Here is a 21,332-nt window from a genome sequence, read left to right as displayed (position 1 = left end):
CGTAAGACGACGGCGGTGCAGGAGAATGGGGGTGTTATGCCTCAAATGCGGTAAGTTTTCAATGAGACGACCTCCATTTATCCCGCCGCTGTTTTAAAAAACAGCAATAAGCATACAAAGCGCAGGAATAACATCGCCATATTGCTAGCCATCAGTTAGGTTATAGAAAGGGAATGACGCATGGCGTCAACGTCATCGTCGGTGAGAGAACCAACATTAATGAATACCCAATGAATGAGGACGGTGTTTGTGGAATTTCTTTCTTTATACGGTTTATTTCTGGCTAAAGTGCTTACCCTTGTGGTGGCCGTGGGGGCGTTAGTTGTTCTGATTTTTGGTATGACACAGCGTAAGCGTCAACATAAGGGTGAGTTACAGGTCACCAACCTGGGGGAGCAATATCAGGAAATGCAGCGTGAAATGCAGACGGCCTGTATGAGCGATACCGAGCGTAAGCTGTTATTGAAACAAGAAAAGAAGAAAGAGAAAGAAACCGCGAAGCAAGAAAAGCAACGCGCTAAGCGCGGCGAAGAGAAAAGTCGTAAACCGTGTCTGTATGTGCTCGATTTCAATGGCAGTATGGACGCGGGCGAAGTCAGTTCATTGCGGGAAGAGATTTCGGCCGTTCTGGCTGTAGCAAAACCACAAGACGAAGTCTTACTGCGCCTCGAAAGTCCTGGCGGCGTCGTGCACGGTTACGGGCTGGCGGCTTCACAATTACAGCGTTTGCGTCAGGGCGGCGTACGCCTGACCGTTGCGGTGGATAAAGTGGCGGCCAGCGGCGGTTATATGATGGCTTGTGTTGCCGATCGCATTGTCGCGGCCCCTTTTGCGATAGTGGGGTCTATCGGTGTTGTGGCGCAGATTCCTAATTTCCATCGTTTATTAAAAAACAAGGATATTGACGTTGAATTGCACACCGCGGGTGAGTTTAAGCGCACGTTAACGCTCTTCGGTGAAAATACCGAACAGGGGCGCGAGAAATTCCGTGAAGATCTTAATGTGACGCATCGGCTATTTAAGGACTTTGTCCAACAGATGCGCCCCTCGCTGGACATTGATGCGGTAGCGACGGGAGAGCATTGGTTTGGTACACAGGCCAAAGCGCTGGGGTTAGTTGATGCTATTGGCACAAGTGACGATCTATTGATTGCAGAGATGGCCAGCCATGAAGTTCTCAATGTTCGCTATACACGACGTAAACGCCTATTGGATCGCCTAACCGGAAGCGCTGGTGATACCGCAGAACGGTTAATGTTGCGCTGGTGGCAACGCGGGTCGAAACCGTTATTGTAAACAACGCCGCATGATGTGAGGCACCAGCCCGCTCAACGCGGGCTGGTGTCGTTAATCTACCAAATAATATTTTTCGGATAATACATGAGCAAGATGTTTGAACATGTTAAATACGGCGGTGCTTTTTAACGTCGGCATTCCTGCCTCATCGAGAAAAAACTCACCGCGAAAAACTAACACGCCATTTTTTTGTTCTACGCCATCAGCGACCATACCATGTAAATAATCATCGTGATGTTTAATGATATCATTGGCCTCAGCTAATAAATTTTGGCGATCGATGGGGCGTTTTTCTACGTTACCCTGATATTCAAATGACATGATTTATACTCCTGTACTCACTCTTGAAAAAGCGGGTTGTTGCACTATATCAATCAATAGCATCAATCAATAATATCAGCAGCACTATACACCTCAGTGACGCAGCTTCAACCGCTGTACCTAAGCCAAGGGTACTGCGATGCGGTTTCAGCGTAAAGGGTAAAATGATGATGCAAAGTGACGATCTTTGAAGGGGTTACCGACCGATATTCGATGTGGTGGAAAGCAGGGAAAACGGTTTTTCTCTGTTAATTAAGTTGCGCGTCAACATTTATCAGGTAGAGTGTGGGACTTTGTGCAGTGAGTCGATTTCGTATCGGGATGCTCCGAAAAATATCTGATTTTCAGAAGAATTCAGCAGGTAATAGTACATATGGGTAAAGCTCTCGTTATCGTCGAGTCCCCGGCAAAAGCCAAAACGATCAATAAGTATTTAGGCAATGACTACGTGGTCAAATCCAGCGTCGGTCATGTGCGCGATTTGCCGACCAGTGGCTCAGTCAGTAAAAAGAGCGCGGACTCAACGAAAGATAAAATCAAAAAGAAAGTCAAAAAGGATGAAAAAACCGCCCTGGTAAATCGCATGGGCGTCGATCCTTATCATGGCTGGAAGGCTAATTACGAAATTCTGCCGGGTAAGGAGAAGGTCGTTTCCGAACTTAAAACGCTGGCAGAAAAAGCCGATCATATCTACCTCGCGACCGACCTTGACCGCGAAGGGGAAGCTATCGCTTGGCATTTGCGGGAAATTATCGGTGGCGAAGACGCGCGTTTTAGCCGCGTGGTATTTAACGAAATTACAAAAAATGCGATTAAACAGGCATTTGAAAAACCAGATACGCTAAATATAGATCGCGTTAATGCACAGCAGGCGCGCCGGTTTATGGATCGCGTAGTGGGTTACATGGTCTCGCCGCTGCTGTGGAAAAAAATTGCCCGCGGCTTATCTGCCGGGCGTGTGCAATCGGTGGCGGTGCGTTTGGTTGTCGATCGCGAACGTGAAATCAAGGCGTTCGTGCCGGAAGAATATTGGGAATTGCACGCCGATTTGCTGGCGAACAGTGACGTCCAATTACAAATGCAAGTGACGCACTACAACGGCAAACCGTTTAAACCGGTGAACAAAGCGCAAACACAGGCGGCAATTAGCCTGCTTGAAAATGCGCGTTACGTGGTTGCCAACCGCGAAGATAAACCCACCAGCAGTAAACCCAGTGCACCATTCATTACCTCGACGCTCCAGCAGGCGGCCAGTACCCGTCTTGGTTTTGGTGTGAAAAAAACCATGATGATGGCGCAGCGTCTGTATGAAGCGGGCTACATTACTTATATGCGTACCGATTCGACGAACCTCAGTCAGGATGCTTTGACGATGGTTCGTAGCTATATTGACGAGACGTACGGGAAACGCTATTTGCCAGCGTCGGCGAACCTCTATAGCAGTAAAGAGAATTCACAGGAAGCGCACGAAGCGATACGCCCGTCGGATGTCAGCGTGCTGGCTGATAGCCTGAAAGATATGGAAGCCGATGCGCAAAAACTGTATCAATTAATTTGGCGTCAGTTCGTCGCCTGTCAAATGACGCCTGCGCAATACGACTCCACCACGTTAATCGTCGAGGCCGCAGATTATCAGTTGCGGGCCAAAGGGCGCACGTTACGTTTCGACGGTTGGACGAAGGTCATGCCCGCGCTGCGTAAAAATGATGAAGATCGTACGTTGCCAAGCGTTGCCGTAGGCGAGGCGCTTTCTTTGCAAAAATTGCTGCCGCGCCAACACTTCACTAAACCGCCTGCACGTTACAGTGATGCCTCTTTGGTAAAAGAGTTGGAAAAACGTGGCATTGGGCGTCCGTCCACCTATGCGTCGATCATCTCAACCATTCAGGATCGCGGCTATGTCCGGGTGGAGAACCGTCGCTTCTACGCCGAGAAGATGGGTGAAATCGTTACCGATAGGCTGGAAGAAAATTTCCGCGAACTCATGAATTACGATTTCACCGCGCGGATGGAAAGTCAGCTCGATCAGGTCGCCAATAATCAAGCCGAATGGAAAGCCGTATTGGATGAGTTCTTCAAGGAATTCAGCCAACAGCTAGAAAAGGCAGAGCAGGATCCTGAAGAGGGCGGCATGCGCCCGAACACCATGGTGTTAACCAGTATTGATTGCCCAACGTGCTCGCGCAAAATGGGGATTCGTACCGCCAGTACCGGGGTATTTCTGGGGTGCTCCGGTTATGCGTTGCCGCCAAAAGAGCGCTGTAAGACCACGATTAACCTGATACCAGAAAATGAAGTTCTTAACGTGCTGGAAGGCGACGATGCGGAAACTAACGCACTGCGCGCCCGTCGCCGCTGTGTAAAATGCGGCACCGCGATGGACAGTTACCTGATCGATAATCAGCGTAAACTTCACGTTTGCGGTAATAACCCTTCCTGTGACGGGTATGAGATTGAAACCGGTGAATTCCGCATTAAGGGCTATGACGGCCCAATTGTGGAGTGCGATAAATGCGGGGCCGAGATGCACCTCAAAATGGGGCGTTTCGGTAAGTACATGGCATGTACCAATGAGAGTTGTACGAACACCCGCAAGATATTACGCAACGGCGAGGTTGCGCCACCGAAGGAAGATCCGGTGCCATTGCCTGAACTCCCTTGTGAAAAGTCTGATGCCTATTTCGTTCTGCGTGATGGCGCAGCTGGGGTTTTCCTTGCTGCTAACACGTTTCCGAAATCCCGAGAAACGCGGGCGCCATTGGTAGAGGAACTGGTGCGATTCAAAGATCGTCTTCCTGAAAAATTGCGCTATTTGGCCGAAGCTCCGGTGATGGATAAAGACGGCAATAAAACGCTGGTGCGTTTTAGCCGCAAGACCAAGCAGCAATATATTTCATCGGAGAAAGAGGGCAAAGCAACAGGCTGGTCGGCATTTTATATTGATGGCAAGTGGGTCGAAGGAAAGAAATAGCCTCATTATGCCGTCAGGCGTATAAATGGAGATTATCGTTGCAGTAGGCCAGCCATCAGGCTGGCTTTTTCGATTTAAGAAACGTGATAAAGTGATAATAGTTATATAAAAATAATTTTTATGATTAAATGGCATTAATTGTCGGAGATAGATGCCTTGCGACATAAGCGCTATCGATCGCGATACAATAAAATCAGACGTCATTAAACGTTGCGACATGCCTTGCGCATACTTAATTGGGAATGGGATATATTATGAAACTACAACAGCTTCGTTATATTGTTGAAGTTGTTAATCACAACCTGAACGTGTCTTCCACCGCAGAAGGATTGTACACTTCTCAGCCAGGGATCAGTAAACAGGTTCGCATGCTGGAGGATGAGTTGGGCATTCAAATTTTTGCCCGTAGTGGAAAACATCTGACACAGGTGACGCCCGCTGGACAGGAAGTCATTCGCATTGCGCGTGAGGTTCTGTCAAAAGTTGATGCAATCAAAGCCGTTGCTGGAGAGCACACCTATCCCGATAAAGGTTCGCTATATGTAGCAACTACGCATACACAGGCGCGCTATGCGCTGCCAAGTGTAATCAAAGGTTTTATCGATCGTTACCCTCGTGTGTCACTGCATATGCATCAGGGATCGCCGACGCAAATTGCGGAAGCCGTGGCAAAAGGATCGGCGGATTTTGCTATCGCGACCGAAGCGCTGCATTTGTACGACGATCTGGTCATGCTGCCATGCTATCACTGGAATCGTGCGGTAGTCGTAAAACCCGACCATCCTTTGGCTTCCCAAACCGACATCACTATCGAAGAGTTGGCGGCTTATCCTATTGTCACCTACACTTTTGGCTTTACGGGGCGCTCAGAGTTAGACACGGCATTTAACCGCGCAGGACTAACGCCACGTATTGTTTTCACCGCCACGGATGCTGATGTCATCAAGACGTATGTACGTTTAGGTTTGGGTGTAGGGGTGATCGCGAATATGGCGGTCGATCCGCAAACAGAAACCGATCTCGTCACTCTCAATGCCAACAGCATTTTCAACTACAGTACGACGAAAATTGGCTTTCGGCGGAGTACGTTTCTACGTAGTTACATGTACGATTTCATCCAGCGGTTTGCTCCACATCTCACTAGGGATGTTGTCGATTCCGCCGTAGCATTACGTTCAAATGATGAGATTGAGGCGATGTTTAAAGACGTCACATTGCCGGTGAAGTAATCGGCGTCTTTGCGCCAAATTCGCATAAATCTTCAATCAGGCAGGAGCCACAGCGTGGTTTGCGGGCGACACAGGTGTAACGGCCGTGCAGGATTAACCAGTGATGACAATCGACTTTAAATTCTGCTGGAACAACTTTCAGCAGTTTTTCCTCTACCTGCTCGACGGTTTTACCTGGCGCGAATCCCGTGCGGTTGCTGACGCGAAAGATATGGGTATCCACGGCAATCGTCGGCCAGCCGAAAGCCGTATTTAACACGACATTGGCCGTTTTCCGCCCGACGCCCGGCAAGGCTTCCAGCGCGTCGCGATCTTCAGGAACCTGCCCTTGATGTTTTTCCAGCAACAGGCGGCAGGTCTTGATGATGTTTTCCGCTTTGCTATTAAACAATCCGATGGTTCGAATGTAATCTTTAACGCCGTCTACGCCGAGTGCGAGTAAGGCTTCAGGCGTGTTGGCGATAGGGAAGAGCTTGGCCGTAGCCTTGTTGACACTGACATCAGTCGCTTGAGCGGAAAGCAGGACCGCGATAAGCAGTTCAAAGGGCGAGTTGAAATGCAATTCCGTTGTTGGATGCGGGTTATTGGCGCGTAAACGCGTTAATATTTCAATCCGTTTAGCCTTGTTCACAGTGATTCCCCTACAGCGCCAGGCGTGGCGGCCGTTTTTCCCTTGTCTGTTACTGCGCTTGCGCGGCGCTGTTTCATTTTTTCATCAATCACGTATTTCACCGCGAGCAGCAGACCCAAACCAATAAAAGCGCCCGGCGGTAGCATCGCCAGTAGAAAAGGGGTATCGAGGTGCATAACGTCGATGTGGAGAACCTTGGCCCAACTACCCAGCAGTAAATCGGCACCATCGAACAGCGTACCGTTACCCAGTATTTCACGTAAAGATCCGAGTACTACCAGTGCACTAGTCGCCCCCAGACCCATTGCCAGACCGTCAATAGCGGAAGGGAAGATGGCATTTTTGGAGGCAAAGGCTTCTGCTCGACCGATAACGATACAGTTTGTGACAATCAATGGAATAAAAATACCCAGAGACTGATATAGCCCGTAAGCATAGGCGTTAATCAACATTTGTACGGTGCTGACCACTGAGGCGATGATCATCACGTAGATAGGAATGCGAATTTCCGTTGGCACCCAACGACGTAGTGCGGAAACGGCGATGTTGGTACAGGTTAGAACCAGGGTAGTTGCCAATCCTAATCCCAGCGCGTTGGTTGCTGTTGATGACACGGCTAATAATGGGCAGAGGCCGAGCAGTTGCACCAGTGCTGAATTGTTTTTCCACAACCCATTGATGAACAGCGCTTTGGTTTGACTCATTGATCTTCTCCGCAGGCAGATAGCGAGTTGAGTTTTGCTGGCAACGTTTGTAGGAAAAGCGTGCTGCGTTTTATGCTATGGATGACGGCCCGTGGCGTGATGGTGGCCCCGGTAAATTGGTCAAACATACCGCCGTCTTTTTTTACCGCCCAACGTGCGTCATGCTCACCTTGTACTGTTAGCCCATTAAACCGCGTGATCCAGTCAGAAATCCGTACGTCGATTTTATCCCCCAGCCCTGGGGTTTCATGGTGTTCAAGAACGCGGACGCCGAGTACTTTGCCATGAAAATCGGCGCCAATCAGCAGTTTAATCGCGCCAGAATACCCATCCGGAGCTGTGCTTTCGAGTGCAGCGGCAACCGGTTCCCCATCCCGTCGGGCAATGAAAATGCGGTGCGGTGCGGATGACCCTAACGCTGGGTCAGTGACAACGTAACATTCTTTTTGCATATCACTATTATATAATTCGGCAGGGACAACCTGGTCGAACAACATTTTTTGCTGCAACACCGCCTGATGCGCGATGGTCGGCTCCGTCAACCTATTTACTACCGCCGTGACGGCAGTGGTGAAGGCGGCAAACAGCGCCAGCGTGGTCGCATGGCGGCGCATGGTCGTTAGCATGGGCGTCTCCTTACCGATGGTGGCCATAAGCGCGTGGCTTGGTGTAGTAGTCGATCAGCGGCACGGTAATGTTCGCGAGCAAAACGGCAAAGGCGACACCGTCTGGGTAACCGCCGTAGGTACGAATTAGCCAGACCAGCAACCCAATCAATGCGCCAAAAATCAGGCGTCCTCGGTTTGTGGTTGATGCCGTGACCGGATCGGTGGCAATAAAAAAGGCTCCAAGCATTGTCGCCCCAGAAAATAGATGTAGGCCCGGCGATGCGAATTGCTCAGGCGCAATCGCCCAGCTTAACGAGGCGCAGCAGATCAGTGTTAAGAGGAAACTGACCGGAATATGCCAGCGAATAACGCCACGTGCTAATAAAAATATCCCGCCAATGAGGAAGCCGATATTCACCCATTGCCAGCCAATACCCGAGAGAGAGTGGGCGAAAATCGGCTGCTGCAAGATATCTGTGGCTGTCTGACCGGAACGTAAACTGGTTTTGAACGTATCAAGCGGAGTTGCCTGGCTTACACCATCGGCGTTCTGCATTAACTGTTGCATCGTGTATCCATCAGGCGTGTATCCAGTAAAAATCATGGTAACGGCATCATGGAAATTGAGAGGGATGGTTTGCAGCGCGGTAGGCGGCAACCAGCTCGTCATTTGAACCGGAAAGGAGATAAGCAAGACCACATAACCAATCATTGCAGGATTAAAAGGATTTTGCCCCAGCCCGCCGTACAACTGCTTGGCGATAATAATAGCGAAGGCGGTCGCCATGACAACCATCCACCAGGGGGTTAGTGGCGGTAGGCTAGCGCCAAGTAGTACGGCGGTTAATAGCGCGGAATTATCGGACAGCGTTGTACGAACGGTGAATCGCCTAAGTGACAACGTCACGCCTTCTGTAATAAGCGCTGTGGCCGACGCCAACCCGATTTGGATAAGGTTACCGAAACCGAAAAAAAAGACTTGCGCCAGTATGCCGGGCAGGCACGCCAAAATGACCAACAGCATAATGTGCTGTGTGGTCTGCTGGTTATGTGTGAACGGTGAACTCGCTATTCTAAAAGCCATTTATTCCTCTTGATATGATGTTGCCTGCTGAGCGGCTTTACGCGCTTTGACGCGAGCGATGGCGGCGGCAACGGCGGCCTTGCGCGGATCTTCCGCCGCTGGCGCATTGTCGGCAGCGATGGAATCTGGCTCAGTGTGAGAAGCGGGAAGCGTGGCCGAATCCTCGTTTACGGCAAGCTGCTGAGCGGCTTTACGCGCTTTGACGCGAGCGATGGCGGCGGCAACGGCGGCCTTGCGCGGATCTTCCGCCGCTGGCGCATTGACGGCAGCGATGGAATCTGGTTCATTATGAGAAGCGGGAAGCGCGGCCGAGTCCTCGTTTGCTGCAAGCTGCTGGGCGGCTTTTCGTGCTTTGACGCGGGCAAGGGCCGCAGCGACAGCGGCTTTCCGTGGATCAATCTTGTCAGCGATCAACTCGGCTGTAGCGGATTGTTGCGGCTCGTCGATAATGGCGGAAGGCGGTAAACCGGTCTCGTTGCTGGCGGCTTGTTTACGACGCACGCGTTCCAACGCGGCCTGAACCGCCTCTTTATCGCGCGCGGGTACACCAACCGCTGCCTGCCGATGTCGCAATTCGCGAGCGGCCTTTTCGCGCGCCAAACGCGCCTGTTTAGCCTCAAAACGTTCTTTAGCCTGTGCAGCGCGTTGCGCGTCTTCATCAATGGCTCTTATTTCGGCTTTTTCCTGACGATAGTATTGCACCAACGGAATATTGCTGGGACATACATAGGCGCAGGCGCCGCATTCAATACAGTCAAACAAATGATGGTTGCGGGCTTTCTCGTGTTCCTGCCCACGGCTGAACCAATAAAGTTGCTGTGGCAAAAGGCCTGCGGGACAGGCATCGGCGCATTGGCTACAGCGGATACAGGATTGTTCCTCAGCCACGGGGCCCATTTCCGTATGTGATGGTGCGAGCAGGCAGTTGCTAATTTTGACGATAGGGACATCCAGTGACGGCAGCGTAAACCCCATCAGCGGACCGCCCATGATAACCATGGGTTGCCTATCGACGTGGAATCCCCCTTGCTTCAGCAGGTGGCGGACGGGCGTACCCAGTCTGGCCCACACGTTACCGGGCCGGCGTATTGCTTCCCCGGTCAGCGTCACCACGCGCTCGGTAAGCGGTTCGCCGTCGATTACGGCACGTTTGATGGCGAAGACCGTACCGATGTTTTGCATCAGAACGCCAATGGTGGCGGAGTGTTTACCGAACGGGACTTCTTTGCCGGTTAGAATCTTGGTGAGTTGCTTGGCGCCCCCGGACGGATACTTAGTGGGAATGACGCGCAGCTGCATATCGTTGCGCTTCCCCATGGCCACACGTATAGCGGCAATCGCCTCTGGTTTATTGTCTTCGATGCCGATGAGTATACGTTGAGGTCGCAGTAGAAAAGACAAGATCTCGATCCCTTGAATAATGTCATCTGCGCACTCTTGCATGAGCCGATCGTCGGCAGTGATATAGGGTTCACATTCCGCCCCGTTGATTATCAGCGTTTCAATTCCATGCATCCCGCCTTGTAACTTGGCGGCGGTGGGGAAACCCGCGCCGCCTAGCCCCGCGATCCCGGCCTGATGCAGATGGTCGAGCAGGCGCTCAACGCTTTGCGCGCGGTAATCGGTAACAGGCTGACGTTCGCACCAGCGATCCTCGCCATCCGGCTCGATAATGACACTGAGTTCGGACAATCCTGAAGGATGCGCCGTCATGTGCGGGCGAATGGCGACCACTATTCCCGATGTCGGTGCATGCACGGGCAGGGCGCGGCCTTTACCGCGCGTTAACGGCTGCCCACGCAACACGCTATCACCAACACTGACAGCGATCTCACCTTCTGGCCCAAGATGCTGCTTGAGCGGAATAATGAACTGTTCTGGCAACGGCATGTGCCGTAGTGGCGTACGACTGGATTGTATCTTCATTTCCGGCGGATGAATGCCGCCGTCGAAATCCCAGATCCTGTCTTTTTTAAAGGCGGAAAACAGCTTAAGCATGTTGTTCTACTTGAATAACGCGTACTGGAATCGTATCGAGATCCCATTTCCAATTGGCGGGAGTCGGCGCGATAGGCCGTAATTCGATACAGTCCGTAGGGCAAGGAGAAACGCAGAGGTCGCAGCCAGTGCATAAGTCACTGACCACGGTATGTACCGCTTTGGTACTGCCGATGATGGCATCAACCGGGCAGGCTTGAATACATTTTGTGCAACCGATGCAGTTGCTCTCATCGATCCAGGCAACGTGTCGCGCCGGAGACTGAACGTCGGCATCGCCTTCTAGCGGTTGTGGCTCGATGTTGAGCTTTTCGGCCAGTTTTAACATCATCGCTTCGCCGCCAGGGCCGCATTTATTAATGCTTTCACCTTGCAACGCGACCGCTTCGGCATAAGGGCGACAGCCTGGGTAACCACACTGACCGCACTGACTTTGCGGCAACATGGCTTCCACTTCTTCCACAATGGGATCGTCTTCGACCTTAAACCGGCGCGAGGCATAGCCGAGCACCAGCCCGAACGCCAGCGCGAGGGTGCTTAATGCGACTATAGCAACCCAGATATTCATCAGAATTTCACCAAACCGGCAAAGCCCATAAATGCCAGCGACATGAGACCGGCAGTGATCAGCGCGATAGAAGAACCGCGAAACGGCGCAGGAACATTCGACACGGCCAGTCGTTCCCGAATAGCGGCAAAGAGTACCATGACCAGGGAAAAACCCGCTGCGCCGCCGAAACCATAAATGGTCGATTGCAGGAAACCATGTGACAAATTAATGTTTAGCAATACGACGCCAAGTACGGCACAGTTAGTCGTGATCAGCGGCAAGAAAATGCCGAGCAGACGGTATAGCTCCGGGCTGACTTTACGCACGAACATCTCGGAAAATTGCACCACCACGGCGAGCACTAATATGAATGCCATCGTGCGCAAATAGAGAATGTCGAGCGGAACCAGAATAAATTCGTTGATCAGCCAGGAAAACATCGATCCGATCGTCATCACGAAGGTGGTCGCCATTCCCATGCCAATCGCTGTCTCAAGTTTTTTGGAAACGCCCATAAAGGGGCACAGGCCAAGAAACTTCACTAAGACGAAATTATTTACCAGAAGGATGCTTACAAAGAGCAATGCGTATTCGGTCATCACGGTGCCTACAAAATAAAACCAGACTATTATCAGGTATTGTCGGCATTTCGACAACATACCCAAAGTAGGGTTATTGTCGTCCCTTGAAAGGGGAAAAGGGGTGGCGTTTCTCGGTCGGAAGAACGCCAGCCTGTTACGCAAAACGCGTTTTAGCTCATCGCCTGGGTAGAAATTATTGCATAATTATTCTTTTAAGCGACAGATAGCCATTTGTTATTACTGAACGTGATGCCAGACGTATTTAGGCACATGGCCAAGATCAAACAAACGTCCGCCCGCTGCCAATTCTGCCCGTCGATGGTCAGCTGCGCGATACATGTTGATGATTTCCTGACTATCTGTCAGTGAATAATTAAGGTGATCAAAGAGCCTTTCCAAGCTTTCTGTTGAATTTACTTTCCTGAATTTAAGCAAGTAATCATAAACGGTCATGGTGAAGTGAGCTAATAGTTATGTGGTTAAGATGACTAAGTATATTCAAGTCGGAACGCCTGTCTAGAGGTGCAGAGTAATAAATCATGCTTATTTTTCAACAACAAACTAATTTTTCAACAACAGATTAAGGGAGATAAATAACGGAATAGCAGGGATAGTAGCTGTTAATTGAGAGAAAGTTATAAAAGTCGCAAAAATAGTGACCACGCTAAACGCATAACGGCAATGACCGCGGTGTTCTTTCTAATCGTTGTCTACGCGCGAGTACATCCCGGGTATATACTGAACGGGATTTATAATGTCAACGCATGCTAAGGGGCATCGTCATGAGTGAGACCATTCGTGTTGGGTTGCTAGGTTACGGCTATGCCAGCAAAACATTCCATGCGCCACTGATTGCCGGTACAGCCGGGATGACGCTGGCGGCAGTGTCCAGCAGTCGTGCTGATAAAGTGCATGAGGATTGGGCTAATTTACGCGTCGAGAGTGCGCCCCAGGCATTATTCAACGATCCCGATATCGATCTCATTGTCATTCCTACACCAAATGATACCCATTACCCGTTGGCGAAACAGGCATTGGAGGCGGGTAAACATGTCATTGTCGATAAACCTTTCACGCTGACGTTATCACAAGCGCATGAGCTGCGGGCTGTCGCTGAACATGTTGGGAAAGTCTTGTCCGTTTTTCATAACCGCCGCTGGGATAGCGATTTCCTGACGCTTAAACACCTGTTATCTACCGGTGCGTTGGGAGATGTGGTGTATATGGAATCGCATTTTGACCGCTTTCGGCCTGAAGTGCGCCAGCGTTGGCGCGAGGACGGCAGTGAAGGCAGTGGGATTTGGTACGATCTTGGGCCGCACTTACTGGATCAAGCACTCCAACTTTTCGGTTTACCGGTAGCCATCCAGGTAGACATGGCGCAACTCCGGCCTGGCAGTAAAGCCATTGATTATTTTCATGCGACGCTGATTTATCCGCAGCGCAGAGTGGTGCTGCACGCCAGTATGTTGGTTGCCGCAGAGGCGGCGCGTTTTATTGTGCACGGCACGCGCGGCAGCTTTGTCAAATATGGTCTCGATCCGCAGGAAGAACGTCTGAAAGCGGGTGAACGTCCGCCTCTGGCGGATTGGGGGCAAGATAAACGTGACGGCGTTTTGACGTTGTCACGCGATGGCATTACGACTGAGCAAACTATCACGACGCTACCGGGCGACTATCCCGCATATTATGCTGCCGTGTGCGCGGCGTTGTTGGGTAAAGGGGAAAATCCGGTCAGCGTACATCAGGCCATTCAGGTCATGGAACTAATCGAACTTGGGCTGCTCTCGCATGTGCAGAAAAAGGCGCTCACACTAAAAAATAGCTAGATTTACCTCTCGTTATTCCAGATAGTTAACGGTCTGTTTAAATGGGCGATCTTAGGATCGCCCGTATTGTTAGCGTGTATAGATGATAATGGCTTAGGGGAAGGTATCAGGCATGGGGTGGTTACAGCGATTACGCATTGATAAGTTTTTATTGGTACTGATTTTGGTTGTACTGACAGCATCGATACTGCCAGCACAGGGTGGAACGAAGGTTTTTTTTGAATATCTGACGACAGCGGCGATTGCCTTGCTGTTTTTTATGCATGGCGCGAAGCTGTCGCGTGAAGCGATTACCTCAGGGATGGGGCACTGGCGTTTGCATCTGGTGGTGTTTGCCAGTACGTTTATTCTCTTTCCGCTATTGGGCATGGGCATGAGTGTGCTGTCGCCCGTGGTATTAACACCGACGCTGTATCTTGGCTTTCTCTACCTGTGCGCCTTACCTGCAACCGTACAATCGGCGATTGCGTATACCTCGATGGCTGGCGGTAACGTGGCCGCCGCGATTTGCAGTGCATCGGCCTCCAGTATTTTGGGGGTATTTCTCTCACCCATTTTGGTTGGTTTATTGATGCACACGCAGGGTGGTGAGACGGATACGCTACATGCTATCGGTTCTATCATCATGCAACTGATGGTGCCTTTCGTCATTGGGCACCTGTCGCGCCCGCTGATCGCCGGATGGGTCGAGCGGCACCGTAAACTGATTAATATTACTGACCGGACATCGATACTGTTAGTGGTATATGTGGCATTCAGCGAAGCGGTGGTCGAGGGGATTTGGGGACAAATTAACGGTTGGTCATTGTTGGCGGTGGTGGGGTGTTCGCTAGTACTGCTGGCTATCGTGCTGGTGGTGAATACGCTGGTTGCCCGCAAGCTCGGTTTTACTACTGCCGATGAAATCACCATCGTTTTCTGTGGCTCGAAGAAGAGCCTGGCAAATGGGATACCGATGGCCAATGTGCTATTTCCCGCCGCGGCCGTTGGGGCAATGGTGCTGCCACTGATGATTTTCCACCAAATTCAGTTGATGGTGTGTGCCGCGCTGGCGCAACGCTATGCCAAACGGTTACATAAGGAAGCGGAAACGTCCCATCAATAAAAAACACGGTATTTCCTTTACTCACAGCGCCCTCGGTTGTTAATTGACCGAGGGCGCTGCGCAAGTAGAGGGAACGATCATCTGCTGGTTGTCTCGCGTGAGCTCTCCAAAATCCTGTTGCCAGCGCTATCGATTACGATTTTAAGGTCTCGTTCCTTGGCATATGCAATCTGGGAAGAACCCGGATGTAAATAAGCTCACTGAGCAGTTCCACTAGCGTTTGGCAAACGATAACGGCAGGAAGCAGCGGGAGCGCACCCGGAATCGCCAACGCCAGCGGCAGGATAACCAGCGAATTGCGCGTGCTGGCGCTAAAGGCGACGGCCCGTCCGCTCGCTGAGTCTACCCCGAACACGCGGCCCGTTAACCACCCTAGACATGGCGCGAGTAGCGCGAAGAGAATGTAAAACGGCACGGCGAGCAAAACCCATTCCCAGGTGGTACGAAGCTGCGGAATGATAGCCGCGACCACGATAAACAGAACCAACGCCGTCGCCGGCACCGGAAGATAGCCCAATGCGTCCGCCACTTTTGCCACCAAGCTCTGGCGTGCCGCAATCCACTGTACCAGCGCCGCCAGTGCGAGCGGCAGGGCGATGAGCCTAATAAACGCGTCGATAAAGGGACCATAGACAATGAGATCGGCGGCGTCATGGTCGAGAAATAGCGTCAGGTAAAGGGGCAAGGCCAACATTTGCAACATGAGTAAAAGCGGCGTCGCGGCTAACAGACGAGTGGCATCTGCCCGCCCCAGATGCGCAAATGTGACCACGTAATCGATACACGGCGCAAGCAACACCATGAGAATACCTAGCTTTACCAGTGGATCTGCGGGGAGAAAAAACGACATCGCGGCGACGAGCAGGGGAATGACGATAAAGTTGGCCGTGAGCAGCGCGCCGATGAATCTGGATGGCATGAGACCTTTACCGATGGTCGTCAATGGAACTTGCAGAAACGTGAGAAACAGCATTAGCGCTAACGCCGGATTAATGGCGACATCCCACGATACGGTTTCCGGTAATATGCTGGCCGTAGCAACCGCAGCTATCACGGCGATGGCATATAATGCGGCCTGATGAGCGTCAAGAAAGGTTTTGAACGTAGACATAATCTCTATACAGGGAATATCAAGAAGCTGTGGCAGAAAACGGTGGCTGCCAGGGCCGCCACCGGGCGTTTCAATGTACCGAACTGTTTAATCCAGTTGCGCCAATTTTCCGTTGTAAATCATTGCGCTGGGGGAACCATAGGGGCTTGTTGCGCGTCAGGTTGTGATGTTTCTTGCTCTTGCGCTGGAAGAGAAAAATAAGGGGCAATGAAATCGGCTAACGAGACGTTGTTACCGTTAAAATTAACTTGACCGTCAGTGTAGTGTAGCGAGCTGGTAATCGCGTTATCTTTCGTCACGCTTATCTGATTCATCTGGCCGATGTCCGCGATCAGCTTAGCCTGCTGCTGCGCCGTAGACATCGCTTGCTTATATTCTTCATCGTTAGCGGGTTTCGCTCGCGACTGTACCATTAACTCTGCCAGCATATCGAGCGGAACCTTGAGCGTCGCATCGAGTTTTTTGACCGACTGACGGATGATTTTTTCTTCATCTGATACCGTGGCGTTAACGGCGTTGTCCGTGTTTTGCAACGGATCGGTTAAGTTTAACGCCAGCGTGAATGTGCCTTCGCCTTTACTGTTTTTCCAGCTAATCGGGGCAATTTCAATGGTAGGATTGCCTTTTAGCAACTGCGGCAAGTATTGCCGTGCCGTCAGGGCAATCTCATTTTGATAAGTATCAGGATCTATCGTGGTAGGATCTTGCAACAGTTTCTGCACGTTGTTTTGGTAGGCGGTGAGGAACTGCCTGGTGCTGGCGCCATCCAGTTGCGAGAGGGACACATTAATATTTCCCGCTCCCAGATTACGATCGCCGATCATTAACGATCCTAGCGAGACTACCAGGTTACCCGCCAGGTTTTTATCATCTTCCGTGACGCGGCTTTGCAGTGATAAATTGTTGACGGTAACGGGATCGTCGCCTTCAACGGCAAACGTCAGCGTTTTCAATGACAGGTCGCTATTGCCAAGATCCAGATCGAATTTACCTTTTTGATTGTTTCCTTTAATAATGAAGTCACTGACATCAAGGCGTTCGGTTTGACCCCAGGCGTTTTTTCTCTCCATTTTCATGCTAGCGATGGCGGTATCCAACCTGCTGCTACGCAGATCGTGACCGATATCCAACTCGGCTTGCGCTCCGCTAAAGAAGACGCTTTGCTCTGGCGATTGCTGGTCGATGGGGGCCAACGTCACAAGTGATGTGGTATCACCGCTATAGGCGATACGGGTTTCGGCCGTCACGACGGGGTTGTTCTTAGTGAGTTCAAACCAGGATTGGACGGCCGGCGTGTTGGCCAACTCACTATGGACTGACGCCATTGCCGGAGCAATGTTGAACGTCTTAAGTTGCGCCAGTGGGAATGGGCCGTGAGACACGGTCTCATTGAAGACAATTTCCTCACCTGGCGCGAGGAGTTGTGCGCCCTTGGCCGTGCCATCCGCCTGTAAAACATAGGCCAATGTGCTACTGAATATGCCACCCTGGTAGTCGCGATAGACGACCTTCAATCCGGCATTGGGATAACGTTGCTTGAGTTGGGTGTTCAGCGTATCGGTGAAATCATCAATATGTTGCGCCAATTGTTTGCCAGTGTACCAGGATGCACCGGTCCAAACGACACCCAGAGCAACGATAATGCCTACGGCGACTAACGACTTTTTCATTCTTATTCATCCTTTAGTAAAAAAATGCGTGTTCTAACGCAAACGCCGATCGCTTTCTTCAAGGCGCGTCGGTGTACAGAATCCATCATTGGTTAAACACGCGCGCGAGACGCCCTTGTCCCTCAATAGTGATGGGTGATTCGCTGGCACAAACAAAGCCGGATTCTCCGGGACGCAGTACAAGCTGCTGTCCATCTTTTCTCAGTACAGCATGGCCGTCGATACAAAAGACGATCGCGGCGCTGTTCTGGTTGAGCGTTTGCGGAATTTTCCCCAGTTCGTGCAGCGAAAAAGCAAAATCATCCACAGGAATAGGGAAATTTAGCATATTACCCTGACGATGCGGCATCATCAGCAGTTGATTTGCTGGCTTGGCCTCAAAGATAACATTATCGAGCAGTTCTGGAATATCAATGTATTTTGGCGTTAATCCGGCGCGCAGCACATTATCTGAATTCGCCATCACTTCAAGTGCCACGCCTTGCAGATAGGCATGCGGTGTTTGCGCAAACAGGAACATCGCTTCGCCAGGCTGAAGCGTAATGACATTGAGTAGCAAAGGCGAAAATAGCCCATTATCTTCGGGATAGTTATGTGTAATCGCACGGATTGTGGCCCAGGGTTCATCATCCTGACTGTTCAATGCGGCTTTCAACACACCGAGTGCCCGGGATTTTTGCTCGCCTTCCATATTCAGTAGGTTAGCGAATAACATCGCGAGTCGCTTGGTATCCGGCTGCTGTAAGAACGCCGCGATTGACGGGTGAGCGCTAGCAACCGGTGTCAGTAGACGCGCAATTTCAGATAATTCCCGGAATCCATTCATGGCCTGAAAAGGGGTTAATGCGTAGACAAGCTCCGGCTTGTGATTAGCATCTTTGTAGTTCCTCTCAGGCGCATTCAGCGCGATACCAGCGGCATTTTCCTTCGCAAACCCCTGTTCTGCCGCTAATTTATTAGGGTGAACCTGAATCGATAGCGGCTGTTCCGCGCATAACACCTTAAAGAGAAAAGGCAATTCGCCAAAACGTTGTGCGATCGTCGCGCCCAGATAGGCAGATGGGTCTTCCGCTATCGCCTCGCGTAGGTTACGGATGTTGCCTTTTTCATCAACAAGCGCCGAACTACTTTTGGGGTGCGCGCCCATCCAAAGTTCAGCCATCGGTAAATTTTCTGGATTATCAATCCCATATAGCTCAGTTAACGCGTGTTTACTGCCCCAGGCATAGTGTTGGATGCAGTTGAGCATTTTTTGCATGTCGGCTTCCCGCTATTCCATTAATTGTTAATCTATGTAATTTTGAATGTTAATTACTTGTGTGATTCTGACGGCGTTGAACTTCTTCGTTTCATGGTAATGTTTTATGTAGCGTGATACCAGACAGTGTTAGTCGGCCAGTAAGTGAGTTTGACATTAAGCGTTATCGGGTGAGATAGCGTCATTTAAGCAATGTGAATCAAAATTTCTACTCGTTAAACGTGTATTTAAGAGGATTAGTCATGAGCCCGACTCGTAGTGAAAAAGATTCAATGGGGCCAATCGCGGTGCCCGCTGAACGGTTATGGGGTGCACAAACGCAGCGATCGCTGGAACACTTTCGTATTTCTGAGGAGAAGATGCCGCGAGCGTTGATTTTTGCGCTGGCACAAACTAAGCGTGCCGCCGCGCGCGTTAACATGGATCTTTCGCTTCTGCCTGCCGATCGCGGCAATGCGATCATTCAGGCCGCGGATGAAGTATTAGCCGGCAAACATGCCGGAGAATTTCCATTAGCCATATGGCAAACGGGATCGGGCACGCAAAGTAATATGAATATGAATGAGGTGTTGGCTAACCGCGCCAGTGAATTGCTGGGAGGAGAGCGGGGCAACAACCGCATGGTGCACCCTAACGATGATGTCAATAAAAGCCAGAGTTCCAACGACGTATTCCCAACGGCTATGCATGTGGCGGCGGTGGTCGCGCTCAACGAGCATCTGATCCCTGAATTGAAAGCGCTGTACGCGACGTTAGTCGCCAAAGCCGAGCGGTTTAAAGATATTGTCAAGATCGGGCGAACGCATTTACAGGATGCGACCCCCCTGACACTAGGGCAGGAAATTTCCGGCTGGGCGGCGATGTTGCAGCATAATCTGAAGCACATCGAAAACAGTGTGCCTCACTTGTGTGAACTCGCCCTGGGGGGAACCGCCGTGGGGACGGGGTTAAATACGCATCCTGAATATGCAGTACGTGTAGCGCAAGAACTGGCCACGCTCACTGGTCAACCGTTTGTTTCAGCACCGAATAAATTTGAAGCATTGGCTACCTGCGATGCATTAGTACACGCACACGGTGCGTTAAAAGGGCTGGCGGCATCGTTAATGAAAATCGCGAACGATGTGCGTTGGCTGGCTTCCGGGCCGCGCTGTGGTATCGGTGAGTTAAGCATCCCTGAAAATGAGCCGGGGAGTTCTATTATGCCGGGGAAGGTCAATCCAACCCAATGTGAAGCATTAACGATGCTGTGTTGTCAGGTTATGGGCAACGATGTCGCAGTGAATATCGGCGGCGCGTCCGGTAATTTTGAACTGAATGTATATCGTCCTTTGGTCATTCATAACGTTCTGCAATCGGTGCGGCTGCTGGCCGATGGTATGAAGAGCTTTAATGTGCACTGTGCGGTAGGCATTGAACCGAATCGAGATCGCATTAATCAGCTACTGAATGAGTCGCTGATGCTGGTAACGGCGTTGAATACGCATATCGGCTATGACAAAGCCGCTGAAATTGCTAAAAAGGCGCACAAAGAAGGGTTGACGTTAAAAGCGTCGGCGCTCGCACTGAACTATCTTACCGAAGCCCAGTTTGATGAATGGGTTCGGCCAGAGCAGATGGTAGGCAGCCTGAAAGTATAGTGGCGCCGACATCAGCGTGTAATCACAAAGCCTGCCGATAGCGTGCTACTCGCACGCTTTTCTTATGGCTTTAGCCAGTTTAAGACGCGTTAGAGTCTTAAACATAAAACCACCCGCTATGCGGGTGGTTATGATTGCTAACTAAAAACCACGTCCTGTGGACGTGGTTATCGGCTTGGTTTTGGCTCTGCCTGTAAAAACCTACCCATGCCAAAATCCCTATCTGTTGTCCCCACAACTGATAAGGAGATTAAACATGAGCAGGTTTCAAAAAGCTTCCCACGTGCTGTGGCATTGTCAATATCATATCGTTTGGACACCTAAATGTCGCTTCCGAATACTAAAGGGTAATGTAGGCAAAGAAGTCTATCGACAAATCTGGATCCTAAGTGAACAGCTAAAAATTCAGATAGTTGAATTAAATGTGCAAATAGATCATGTGCATCTGTTGGTAAAAATACCGCCGAAGCTATCGGTATCAGAAGTAATGGGTCACCTTAAAGGAAGAACAGCGATAAGGTTATTCAGTAAATTTCCTTACCTGCGTAAGCATAAATTATGGGGAAATCACTTCTGGGCGAAAGGTTACTGTGTGGACACCGTAGGTGTGAACTCAGAGATGATTCGTAAATATGTAAAGTATCAAGAAAAACATGAAGTAGAAGAGAAACAACTATCACTTCATGAACTGTGAAGAGAGGGCTCTAGGAGTCCGAACTTAGTACGCCCCTCTGGGGCGAAATCAA

At 50.6% G+C, this 21,332-nt stretch carries 19 protein-coding genes; 7 read left to right on the top strand and 12 right to left on the bottom strand.

Features of this window, described 5'->3' with window-relative positions; genetic code table 11:
- Positions 1-249: 249 nt before the first annotated feature.
- On the top strand, positions 250-1,296 hold the full coding sequence (sohB, locus tag RFN81_RS09590; RefSeq protein WP_264495637.1) for a protease SohB: 1,047 nt from the start codon (positions 250-252) through the stop codon (positions 1,294-1,296).
- Between the two features lie 51 nt (positions 1,297-1,347).
- On the opposite strand, the gene RFN81_RS09585 is transcribed toward sohB, so the two are convergent.
- On the bottom strand, positions 1,348-1,617 hold the full coding sequence (locus tag RFN81_RS09585; protein WP_264495636.1) for a YciN family protein: 270 nt from the start codon (positions 1,615-1,617) through the stop codon (positions 1,348-1,350).
- Positions 1,618-1,990: 373 nt separating this feature from the next.
- Here RFN81_RS09585 and topA point away from each other — a divergent pair, with 373 nt between their 5' ends.
- Both topA and cysB read left to right on the top strand, forming a co-directional pair.
- On the top strand, positions 1,991-4,588 hold the full coding sequence (gene topA / locus RFN81_RS09580; protein ID WP_264495635.1) for a type I DNA topoisomerase: 2,598 nt from the start codon (positions 1,991-1,993) through the stop codon (positions 4,586-4,588).
- 254 nt (positions 4,589-4,842) lie between these two features.
- Positions 4,843-5,817 carry an HTH-type transcriptional regulator CysB gene (gene cysB, locus RFN81_RS09575; protein WP_264495634.1) on the top strand — a complete coding sequence of 325 codons (975 nt, stop codon included), beginning with the start codon at positions 4,843-4,845 and terminating at the stop codon, positions 5,815-5,817.
- Here the strand turns inward: cysB and nth are convergent.
- The 8 genes from nth to ydgT form a co-directional block, all read right to left on the bottom strand.
- Entirely contained in the window at positions 5,798-6,448 is a 651-nt protein-coding gene (gene nth / locus RFN81_RS09570) for an endonuclease III (protein WP_264495633.1), read from the bottom strand. The genes cysB and nth overlap by 20 nt on opposite strands.
- Positions 6,445-7,152 (bottom strand): electron transport complex subunit E, encoded by a 708-nt coding sequence (locus RFN81_RS09565; protein ID WP_264495632.1) that lies wholly within the window; start codon positions 7,150-7,152, stop codon positions 6,445-6,447. The genes nth and RFN81_RS09565 overlap by 4 nt, the downstream gene beginning before the upstream one ends.
- Complete coding sequence (gene rsxG / locus RFN81_RS09560; protein WP_264495631.1) at positions 7,149-7,778, bottom strand: electron transport complex subunit RsxG; 630 nt, start codon at positions 7,776-7,778, stop codon at positions 7,149-7,151. The genes RFN81_RS09565 and rsxG overlap by 4 nt, the downstream gene beginning before the upstream one ends.
- Positions 7,779-7,788: 10 nt before the next feature.
- Positions 7,789-8,844 carry an electron transport complex subunit RsxD gene (gene rsxD / locus RFN81_RS09555; protein ID WP_264495630.1) on the bottom strand — a complete coding sequence of 352 codons (1,056 nt, stop codon included), beginning with the start codon at positions 8,842-8,844 and terminating at the stop codon, positions 7,789-7,791.
- A complete protein-coding gene (rsxC, locus tag RFN81_RS09550) occupies positions 8,845-10,842 on the bottom strand; it encodes an electron transport complex subunit RsxC (protein ID WP_264495629.1) in 1,998 nt (665 codons plus the stop codon).
- On the bottom strand, positions 10,835-11,413 hold the full coding sequence (gene rsxB / locus RFN81_RS09545; protein ID WP_264498929.1) for an electron transport complex subunit RsxB: 579 nt from the start codon (positions 11,411-11,413) through the stop codon (positions 10,835-10,837). Before rsxB ends, rsxC begins: the two co-directional genes overlap by 8 nt.
- Positions 11,410-11,991 (bottom strand): electron transport complex subunit RsxA, encoded by a 582-nt coding sequence (gene rsxA, locus RFN81_RS09540; RefSeq protein ID WP_264495628.1) that lies wholly within the window; start codon positions 11,989-11,991, stop codon positions 11,410-11,412. The genes rsxB and rsxA overlap by 4 nt, the downstream gene beginning before the upstream one ends.
- 219 nt (positions 11,992-12,210) lie before the next feature.
- Positions 12,211-12,426, bottom strand: coding sequence for a transcription modulator YdgT (ydgT, locus tag RFN81_RS09535; RefSeq protein WP_264495627.1), 216 nt, complete (start codon positions 12,424-12,426; stop codon positions 12,211-12,213).
- Between the two features lie 329 nt (positions 12,427-12,755).
- On the opposite strand from ydgT, the gene RFN81_RS09530 reads away from it, so the two are divergent.
- Both RFN81_RS09530 and RFN81_RS09525 read left to right on the top strand, forming a co-directional pair.
- Positions 12,756-13,802: an oxidoreductase gene (locus RFN81_RS09530; protein WP_264495626.1), complete on the top strand. Its 1,047-nt coding sequence runs from the start codon at positions 12,756-12,758 to the stop codon at positions 13,800-13,802.
- Positions 13,803-13,914: 112 nt separating this feature from the next.
- Positions 13,915-14,907: a bile acid:sodium symporter family protein gene (locus RFN81_RS09525; RefSeq protein ID WP_264495625.1), complete on the top strand. Its 993-nt coding sequence runs from the start codon at positions 13,915-13,917 to the stop codon at positions 14,905-14,907.
- Positions 14,908-15,040: 133 nt separating this feature from the next.
- On the opposite strand, the gene RFN81_RS09520 is transcribed toward RFN81_RS09525, so the two are convergent.
- The 3 genes from RFN81_RS09520 to manA form a co-directional block, all read right to left on the bottom strand.
- Positions 15,041-16,018, bottom strand: a complete 978-nt coding sequence (locus tag RFN81_RS09520) for an arsenic resistance protein (RefSeq protein ID WP_264495624.1) — start codon at positions 16,016-16,018, stop codon at positions 15,041-15,043.
- A 119-nt stretch (positions 16,019-16,137) separates the two neighbouring features.
- A complete protein-coding gene (locus RFN81_RS09515) occupies positions 16,138-17,688 on the bottom strand; it encodes a YdgA family protein (protein ID WP_264495623.1) in 1,551 nt (516 codons plus the stop codon).
- Positions 17,689-17,773: 85 nt separating this feature from the next.
- A complete protein-coding gene (gene manA / locus RFN81_RS09510; protein WP_264495622.1) occupies positions 17,774-18,946 on the bottom strand; it encodes a mannose-6-phosphate isomerase in 1,173 nt (390 codons plus the stop codon).
- Between the two features lie 242 nt (positions 18,947-19,188).
- On the opposite strand from manA, the gene fumC reads away from it, so the two are divergent.
- Together fumC and tnpA are read left to right on the top strand one after the other, a co-directional pair.
- A complete protein-coding gene (gene fumC, locus RFN81_RS09505) occupies positions 19,189-20,586 on the top strand; it encodes a class II fumarate hydratase (RefSeq protein ID WP_264495621.1) in 1,398 nt (465 codons plus the stop codon).
- A gap of 256 nt (positions 20,587-20,842) precedes the next feature.
- Positions 20,843-21,280: an IS200/IS605 family transposase gene (gene tnpA, locus RFN81_RS09500; RefSeq protein WP_039509114.1), complete on the top strand. Its 438-nt coding sequence runs from the start codon at positions 20,843-20,845 to the stop codon at positions 21,278-21,280.
- Positions 21,281-21,332: the final 52 nt, after the last annotated feature.

The sequence above is a fragment of the Pectobacterium cacticida genome, from assembly GCF_036885195.1.
Classification (GTDB): domain Bacteria; phylum Pseudomonadota; class Gammaproteobacteria; order Enterobacterales; family Enterobacteriaceae; genus Pectobacterium; species Pectobacterium cacticida.
This window is presented reverse-complemented; position numbering and strand designations above follow the sequence as displayed.

What these genes read in the sequence shown, in the direction of transcription:
- RFN81_RS09585 (WP_264495636.1), bottom strand. Translation starts at nt 1,617, where the DNA reads ATGTCATTTGAATATCAGGGTAACGTAGAAAAACGCCCCATCGATCGC.
- topA (WP_264495635.1), top strand. Translation starts at nt 1,991, where the DNA reads ATGGGTAAAGCTCTCGTTATCGTCGAGTCCCCGGCAAAAGCCAAAACG.
- cysB (WP_264495634.1), top strand. Translation starts at nt 4,843, where the DNA reads ATGAAACTACAACAGCTTCGTTATATTGTTGAAGTTGTTAATCACAAC.
- RFN81_RS09565 (WP_264495632.1), bottom strand. Translation starts at nt 7,152, where the DNA reads ATGAGTCAAACCAAAGCGCTGTTCATCAATGGGTTGTGGAAAAACAAT.
- rsxG (WP_264495631.1), bottom strand. Translation starts at nt 7,778, where the DNA reads ATGCTAACGACCATGCGCCGCCATGCGACCACGCTGGCGCTGTTTGCC.
- rsxD (WP_264495630.1), bottom strand. Translation starts at nt 8,844, where the DNA reads ATGGCTTTTAGAATAGCGAGTTCACCGTTCACACATAACCAGCAGACC.
- rsxC (WP_264495629.1), bottom strand. Translation starts at nt 10,842, where the DNA reads ATGCTTAAGCTGTTTTCCGCCTTTAAAAAAGACAGGATCTGGGATTTC.
- rsxA (WP_264495628.1), bottom strand. Translation starts at nt 11,991, where the DNA reads ATGACCGAATACGCATTGCTCTTTGTAAGCATCCTTCTGGTAAATAAT.
- ydgT (WP_264495627.1), bottom strand. Translation starts at nt 12,426, where the DNA reads ATGACCGTTTATGATTACTTGCTTAAATTCAGGAAAGTAAATTCAACA.
- RFN81_RS09530 (WP_264495626.1), top strand. Translation starts at nt 12,756, where the DNA reads ATGAGTGAGACCATTCGTGTTGGGTTGCTAGGTTACGGCTATGCCAGC.
- RFN81_RS09525 (WP_264495625.1), top strand. Translation starts at nt 13,915, where the DNA reads ATGGGGTGGTTACAGCGATTACGCATTGATAAGTTTTTATTGGTACTG.
- RFN81_RS09520 (WP_264495624.1), bottom strand. Translation starts at nt 16,018, where the DNA reads ATGTCTACGTTCAAAACCTTTCTTGACGCTCATCAGGCCGCATTATAT.
- RFN81_RS09515 (WP_264495623.1), bottom strand. Translation starts at nt 17,688, where the DNA reads ATGAAAAAGTCGTTAGTCGCCGTAGGCATTATCGTTGCTCTGGGTGTC.
- manA (WP_264495622.1), bottom strand. Translation starts at nt 18,946, where the DNA reads ATGCAAAAAATGCTCAACTGCATCCAACACTATGCCTGGGGCAGTAAA.
- fumC (WP_264495621.1), top strand. Translation starts at nt 19,189, where the DNA reads ATGAGCCCGACTCGTAGTGAAAAAGATTCAATGGGGCCAATCGCGGTG.
- tnpA (WP_039509114.1), top strand. Translation starts at nt 20,843, where the DNA reads ATGAGCAGGTTTCAAAAAGCTTCCCACGTGCTGTGGCATTGTCAATAT.